The sequence below is a fragment of the Microbacterium sp. H6 genome (assembly GCF_003314775.1).
Taxonomy (GTDB): domain Bacteria; phylum Actinomycetota; class Actinomycetes; order Actinomycetales; family Microbacteriaceae; genus Microbacterium; species Microbacterium oxydans.
Window position 1 is genome coordinate 5117 of the sequence record NZ_QOAY01000169.1, and the last position, 7267, is coordinate 12383.

The 7267-nt window shown below is 68.1% G+C and carries 8 protein-coding genes; 5 read left to right on the plus strand and 3 right to left on the minus strand.

Features of this window, described 5'->3' with window-relative positions; genetic code table 11:
• Positions 1-70 precede the first annotated feature (70 nt).
• Entirely contained in the window at positions 71-943 is an 873-nt protein-coding gene (locus DSP71_RS10830) for a DUF1266 domain-containing protein (protein WP_179516308.1), read from the minus strand.
• Between the two features lie 124 nt (positions 944-1067).
• Between DSP71_RS10830 and DSP71_RS10835 the strand changes: the two genes are divergently transcribed.
• A complete protein-coding gene (locus tag DSP71_RS10835; RefSeq protein ID WP_046746825.1) occupies positions 1068-1754 on the plus strand; it encodes a TetR/AcrR family transcriptional regulator in 687 nt (228 codons plus the stop codon).
• Positions 1755-1823: 69 nt separating this feature from the next.
• Here the strand turns inward: DSP71_RS10835 and DSP71_RS10840 are convergent, their stop codons facing one another.
• Together DSP71_RS10840 and DSP71_RS10845 are read right to left on the minus strand one after the other, a co-directional pair.
• On the minus strand, positions 1824-2642 hold the full coding sequence (locus DSP71_RS10840; protein WP_046746826.1) for a matrixin family metalloprotease: 819 nt from the start codon (positions 2640-2642) through the stop codon (positions 1824-1826).
• Between the two features lie 235 nt (positions 2643-2877).
• Positions 2878-3516 (minus strand): GntR family transcriptional regulator, encoded by a 639-nt coding sequence (locus DSP71_RS10845; protein WP_113681096.1) that lies wholly within the window; start codon positions 3514-3516, stop codon positions 2878-2880.
• Between the two features lie 173 nt (positions 3517-3689).
• Between DSP71_RS10845 and DSP71_RS10850 the strand changes: the two genes are divergently transcribed.
• From DSP71_RS10850 to DSP71_RS10865, 4 genes are all read left to right on the plus strand, one after another.
• Entirely contained in the window at positions 3690-4967 is a 1278-nt protein-coding gene (locus DSP71_RS10850) for an NRAMP family divalent metal transporter (RefSeq protein WP_046746828.1), read from the plus strand.
• Positions 4968-4971: 4 nt separating this feature from the next.
• On the plus strand, positions 4972-5736 hold the full coding sequence (locus DSP71_RS10855; protein ID WP_113681097.1) for a LamB/YcsF family protein: 765 nt from the start codon (positions 4972-4974) through the stop codon (positions 5734-5736).
• A 1-nt stretch (position 5737) separates the two neighbouring features.
• On the plus strand, positions 5738-6538 hold the full coding sequence (locus tag DSP71_RS10860; RefSeq protein ID WP_046746830.1) for a putative hydro-lyase: 801 nt from the start codon (positions 5738-5740) through the stop codon (positions 6536-6538).
• On the plus strand, positions 6538-7267 hold a 730-nt coding region (locus DSP71_RS10865), incomplete at its 3' end, for an allophanate hydrolase subunit 1 (protein WP_147251294.1). The genes DSP71_RS10860 and DSP71_RS10865, both read left to right, overlap by 1 nt.

A 7267-nucleotide genomic window follows, 5' to 3' on the forward strand; every position in this document is an offset into this window, starting at 1 on the left:
CCGCAGATGCGCTCGTAGGTCAGGATGTCGCGGAGGCCGGCGCTTCGTCGCAGCGGTTCCAGGTCGACGGCTACAGGCTCCATGACAGCGTCGCCCACGGCCCGTTGCGCTTCTCCGTCGCAGCGGCCTTGAAGTCGGACCAGCCGTCTCCGAACTTCTCGAACGACTTCTCGTCGACGTTGCCGTCCGACCAGTGCATGACGCGACCCACGATGTAGCTCAGCCCGAAGTCGGCCCACGACTCGAAGGCCGGGCGGCCGTCGACGTTGATGCGGTGGATGATCGCCCGCGCTTCGGCGACATCGGCGTGCCCGAGCGCGACGCCCCACGTGGCCATCGCCACGGCCTGCCCGATCCCGTAGCCGTCGAGGGTCTTCACGAACAGGTCGGGCGTGACGATGTCCTTGCCGACGCGCTTGCGCACCTGTGCCTCCGCGTACTCGATCGAGGTGACGAAGGTGCGGGCGTCGCGCTTGTCCCCGCCCTCCTGCACGATCGCGGCGAGCCATTCCTTCGCCTTCGGGGCGCGGCCCAGACGCTGAGCGAGTTCGGTGCGCACGGCGAGGTAGAGCACCCACACCTCGCGGCGTCGACGCACGGTGCTGAGGCGCTCGATGTTGGCCAGCCACTCCTCGCGCGTGTGCACACCCCACTGGTCGACGAGCACCTTCTTCTCGCGGTCGCCGAGGAGCGAGGCCGTCGGATCGTTCCAGTGCCCGGAGGGGAGGTTGACGATCTGCAGGAAGCCGAGCGCGATCTCGTCGGCCTCCGCGCCAGTGGTGGAATACTCCGGCGACGCCTTGACCTTCGCGTCGGGGAGGATCCAGGTCACGAGGAAGAACAGCGCGATGACGCCGACGATCGCCCAGGCCCACCACTGACCGACGAGCCACTCGAAGATCGAGGTGATGCTGTTGAAGTCGACGCTCGCGAAAGAGTGCATTGAGGCTCCTGGGAGGGGGTGAATCCGCGCCTGTTCATAGATTGAACAAACATTCAGTGAGTAATCTATATGGCGGGGGGCGATTCGGAAAGACAGGCCGGCGGGACTCAGGAGGTGGATGCCGATGGCACGCTCCGACGAGCAGAACCGGGTGGCCAGGGAGCGCGCCAGGGAGAACATCCTGCAGGCGGCGATCGAGGCGTTCAGCGAGCGAGGCGTCGCGGGGGCGAGCATCGCCGAGATCACGAAGCGGGCCGGCGTCGCGCAGGGCCTCGTGAACTATCACTTCGGCGGCAAGGAGCAGCTCGTCGCCGCCGTGATCGACCGGTGGTTCGAGACCGTGCTCGGGTTCGCCCGTGTCGAAGGCACGCCGGATGAGATGCTCGCCGCGGTGATCGACGGCGCCCTCACCGCGACGGCGTATGCCATACCCCTGCAGCGGGCCGTGCTCGCGATGCAGCAGCAGCCGGCCACGCATCGGCTCTTCGCGGAGTCGGAGGCGCGGCACGAGGCGGGCGCCACCGCGGCGGAGGACGCGGTCCGCGACCTGTTCCGCGCGCGCGGGGCTGAGGACCCGGCGCTGGAAGAGGTCATGCTGCGCAGCACCATCGAGGGCGTCTTCGTGAAGTCCGCCGTCTTCGGCGAGACCTATCCGCTCGAAGAGGCGCGACGGTGGATGTTCCGTCGATACGGACTGCCGGAGCCCACCGCTCCCATCGCGCCCCCGGCTCCGCTCCGCGACGGCGAACCGCGGCCGCGGGCGACAGCGGCTCTGCGTCCGGATGAAGCTGTGCCGAACCCGCGCCTCTGATGCCGCGGCAGCCAGCGGGGCCCGGTCGAGAACGACCGGGCCCCGCTGTCTCCGGCGGTGCGGAGCGTGTCAGTTGCCGTAGAGGGAGACGACGCCGGCGGTGTCGACGCTCGTCATGGACAGGTCGTCAGAGGAGCCGTTGCACTGCGGGTAGTGCATGATCGACGAGGAGTCGTACGGCGTCAGCGGACGCCAGTTGTTGTCCTCGAAGCAGGTGCCGGCCTCCGGGCGGGTGTGCTCGTGGCGGAAGCCGAGAACGTGGCCGAGCTCATGTCCGAGGACGTTCGTCGGGGTCCAGGACGACCCGGGGGTCCAGATCGAGTCGTCGATGAGCACGTTCTGCAGACGCGGTGCCGTGCTCGGGAAGAACGCCCTGGCGATGTACTGCGTCGTCTGGACCGGCTCGACCGAGAACAGGACGGCGTTGTTACGCGTCGTGCAGTTGGCGTCGGCGCTGCTGTCGTAGATGAAGTCCACCTTCGACGACGCGGCCTCCCAGAGTGCGGCGCCGCTCTCCATCGCGTTGACCACGTCGGCGTGACGAGCACCGAAAGCGGTGCTGACGCAGTACGTGAGGTTGCCCACCTGGGTGTTCGACCACTTGTCGTCGATGTTGTTGACCGTGTTGACGATCAGGCCGTTGGTCACGGGGTCGGCGCCGAGGAGCTGCTCGTAGAACGATCGCAGCTCGCCCTGGTTGGAGATCACCTCGTCTCCGTTGACGACGTAGGCGCCGTCGACGTCTCGGTAGGTCGACGCCTCGAACTCCTGGAAGGTGGGGATGTCGTCGGCGTCGGGCGTGGAGTTTGCGGCAGCGGGGATGACCGTGCCGAGGCAGAGCGCAGCAGCCGCGGTAGCGGCGAACGCCAGTTTTCTCGTGAGTCGCAAAGTAGTAGTCCTTTTCGATCTGAACGATTCCGCGCACCCCCTCGGTACGCGGCCTCCGGGTGGACGAGGGAGCAGCTCTGCGTCCCGATCCGTCCGAAGTCCGCTCACGGTAAGCACCGCTTTCACGGGATGGCAAGGCATTTCCCGGCACGTTCACAGATTTATGCACTCAGGTCAGAAATACCGAACATTGTTCTGGTCGAAGGTGCTGCCAGGAGCCGCGAGAGGTCAGGGGTCAGGCATGACCCATGCGGGCGAAGGCGCCGAGCACGCTCCGTTCGGATGCCGTGAGGTATCGCTCCAGCTCTTCCGCGGCCGCCTCGGGACCCCTCTCGAGGAGGGCTGTGAGCACCGCACGGTTCCGACGGACGAACGGCTCATGCAGGGACCGCGGCTCTTCGATCTCGAGGAAGACGAGCCGCAGTTCGGCGGCGACGTCGCGGTAGGTGCGGGCCAGGCGCGCGCTGTCGGCGAGGGCGACGATCGCATCATGGAAGGCCATGTTGGCGCTGCCGATGCGCCGCCAGTCCTCGTGCGGCAGCTGCTCCTCGGCCTCGGCGAGGGCGTCGTGCATGAGCTGTACGGCGGGGTGCTCCGGCTCTGACTGGCGCAGGGCCGTGCATTCGATCACGCGGCGGGCGCGGTAGATGTCGATCACGTCGGCGATGGTGGGGGAGGCCACCGAGACGCCACGGTGCGGGATGTGCTCGACGAGGCCCTGCTCCGCGAGGACGCGGAACGCTTCGCGAAGGGTGTTGCGCGAGACGTCGAACTGCTCGGCGAGGGCAGACTCCGAAAGGCGGGACCCCGGCGCGAAGTCGCCGTCGATGATGCGCTGACGGAGCACGTCGGCGAGCGGACCCTGCTGGTTCATGCCTTCATCGTAGGCGTCGGTGCACGGGGGTCGTCGCCGATCGGGTGCCGGAAATCACACGACGGCAACCGTTCTGTAGCGCGGCCGTAACATGATTGTTGAACAATCGGGTTCTATCCGTTCTACACTGGGGGTCACCCGACACCCACCAACGACGATGGGAATCCCCCTCCATGTCTGAGCAGACCACTGCCTCCCTCTCGCCGGAAGACGAAGCCCGCCTCTCCTCCGCGAAGAAGCGCGCCGGGCGCAGCGCCGTCATCGGCGCGATCTTCCTCATGGCCACCAGTGCCATCGGTCCCGGCTTCATCACGCAGACCGCCACGTTCACGGCGACGATGGGCGCGGCGTTCGCGTTCGCGATCCTCGTCTCGATCCTCGTCGACATCGCGGTGCAGCTGAACATCTGGCGCATGATCACCTCTTCCGGAAAGCGCGCGGGTGAACTCGCCAACAGCGCCATCCCGTTCTCCGGGCATCTGATCGCGGTGCTCGTCGTGATCGGCGGGCTGGCCTTCAACATCGGGAACATCGCCGGTGGAGGTCTCGGCCTGAACGCGCTGCTCGGCATCGACGCGAAGCTCGGCGGGATCATCACCGCAGTCCTCGCGATCATCATCTTCCTCGTGAAAAAGGCCGGCCCCGTGATGGACGTCGTGCTCGTGGTGCTCGGCATCGGCATGATCGTCATGACTGTGGTCGTGGCCGTGATCGCGCAGCCGCCGATCGGCGAGGCGCTGCGTCAGACCTTCGTGCCCGATGAGCTCAACTTCGCCACCATCACCACGATCGTCGGCGGAACCGTCGGCGGATACATCACCTACTCCGGCGCCCACCGCTACCTCGACTCGGGTCACACGGGTCCGGAGCACGCCGGCCCCGTGATGCGCGCGGCGACCAACGGCATCCTCGTGACGGGCATCATGCGCTACGTGCTGTTCCTCGCGATCCTCGGCGTCGTGGCCTCCGGCGTCACCCTCGACCTCTCCGGGCAGGGTGCGAACCCGGCCGGTCAGGCGTTCGGTGCGGTGCTCGGCGACGCAGGCCTGCGCATCTTCGGTGCGATCTTCTGGGCCGCGGCGATCAGCTCGGTCATCGGCGCCGCGTACACCTCTGCGACCTTCCTCTCCACGTTCACGAAGAAGCTCAAGGGCGGATGGCCGCTGCAGCTCGCGACCGTCGCGTTCATCGTCGTGTCTCTGGCGGTGTACCTGTCGATCGGCACGGCCCCGGCTGCGATCCTCGTCTTCGTCGGCGGCTTCAACGGCCTGATCCTGCCGATCGGACTCACGGTATTCATGTACATCGGCTGGTTCCGGCGCGATCTGCTCGGCTCGAAGAAGTACCCGATGTGGCTGCTCGTCGCCGGTACGCTCGTGACGCTGCTCACCTGGTACATGGGGATCGTGTCGATCGGTCCCATCTTCGCCTTCCTCGGAATCGGAGCGTGATCGCATGACGTCGATCGACCTGAACTCGGACCTCGGCGAGAACGTCGCCGAGCGGATCGTCAGCGACGACGAGAGCATGCTGCGGCTGGTCACGAGCGCGAACGTGTCGTGCGGCTTCCACGCCGGGAGCCCGGAGGGCATCCGAGAGACGCTCGCGGCCGCGGTGCAGGGCGGCGTCGTGATCGGTGCGCACCCCGGCTACCGTGACTACGAGAACTTCGGACGGACGAAGGTCGACATCGACTCGGCCGCACTGCAGGCGCACGTCGAGTACCAGCTCGGTGCGCTCATGGGTCTGGCCTCGGCGGTCGGCGGCAGGGTGTCGTACGTCAAGCCTCACGGCGCGCTGTACAACACGATCGCGCGTGACGAACGGCAGTCGAAGGATGTCGTCGCGGCCATCAGGGCGATCGACCCGAAGCTCGTGCTGCTGGGGCTCTCCGGTGGTGTCGTGCTCGATGTCGCCCAGCGTGCAGGACTCGAGGTCGCGGCCGAGGCCTTCGCCGATCGCGCCTATCAGCCGGACGGGCAGCTCGTCTCCCGCACCGAGGAGGGGGCCGTGCTGCACGACCCCGCCGAAGTCGCCGAGCGCATGGTGCGCCTCGCCGTCGACGGCGTGATCCGCGCGATCGACGGCACCGATGTACCCGTGGTCGCGCAGTCGATCTGCGTGCACGGCGACAGTCCCGGCTCGGTGGCGATGGCGGCGGAGACCAGACGGATGCTGCAGGATGCGGGCATCACGATCGCCCCGTTCGCGGGAGCCTGACGTGTCCGTCCTCGCCTCCGCCGCTCAGCTCGCCGATGCTCGCAGAGCTCGGGCCGCCATCCGTGCCGGGCATGCCGAGCCGACCAGTGGCGTCGCGGTCGGGCTGACGCAGGCGAACCTGATCGCGGTGCCGGCCGACTGGGCTTTCGAGACGCTGCTGTTCGCCCAGCGCAACCCGAAGCCGTGCCCCGTGCTGGAGGTCATCGAGCAGGGTCAGGTGGAGTCTCGGCTCGCGCCCGGCAGCGACATCCGCACCGACATCGGCCGGTATCGCGTCTGGCGCGACGGCGAGTTGGCGGAGGAGGTCGGCGACGCGAGAGCGGCCTGGGCCGAGCACCCTGATCTGGTCGCCTTCCTCATCGGATGCAGCTTCACCTTCGAATCCGGGCTCGTGCAGGCCGGCATCCCGATCCGGCATCAGGAGCTCGGACGCAACGTGCCGATGTACCGCACCGATGCGGCGTGCGCTCCCGCGGGACGACTGCGCGGCGAGATGGTCGTGTCGATGCGCCCCATCCCCGCGTCCCGGGTGGCGGACGCGGTGCAGATCTCCGGGCGGACTCCCGCTGTGCACGGTGCTCCCGTCCACATCGGCGACCCGGCCTCGCTCGGCATCGACGACCTGGCGCATCCGGACTTCGGTGACGCCCCCGAGGTGCGCGACGGCGAGGTCCCGGTGTTCTGGGCGTGCGGTGTCACTCCGCAGGCGGCGATCATGGCCTCGAAGCCGCCGTTCGCCATCACGCACGCTCCGGGCTACATGTTCATCACCGATGTTCCCGATGCCGAGTATCTCGTCTGATGCGCATCCTCACCGCATCCGATCACGCCCTGCTCGTCGAGGCGGCCGACCTCGACGAGGCGATGCGCCTGAACCTCGCCTGGGACGGACTGCCCGGAGTCCTCGAGCGCATCCCCGGCGCCAGGACCGTCCTGGTGCGTTTCGACCCCGTCCGCATCTCCGCGGATGATCTGAGCACCGTGCTGGAGGCGACGGAGGTCGATGCGGCGCACCTCCCGGCGACCGGCGATGCCGTCATCCCCGTGCGGTACGACGGTGAAGACCTCGACGAGGCGGCGTCGCTGCTGGGCGTGTCGGCGGAAGAGCTCGTCAACAGGCATCTCGCTGCCGATTGGCGGGTCGCGTTCTCCGGGTTCGCCCCCGGCTTCGGGTACGTGGTGAGCAGCGATCCGCTGTTCGATGTGCCGCGCCGATCGTCGCCGCGTACGCGCGTGCCCGCCGGCTCGGTCGCGCTCGCCGGACAGTTCACCGGGGTGTACCCCCGCGAGAGCCCGGGCGGATGGCAGCTGATCGGTCGCACGGATGCCGTGATGTGGGACATCGACCGCACGCCGCCTGCGCTGCTGGCGCCCGGCGCGACGGTGCGCTTCGAGCCCGTGCGGGAAACCGCTCGGCTGGCAGAAGGTCATCCAGGCCGAAACGGAGATGACCCGGCGCGGCCTGGGCGCGTCGCGGCGCAACACGCGGCGTCGGCTGCGGACGGTCTGGGTTTCGGCACTGATGCCGCGG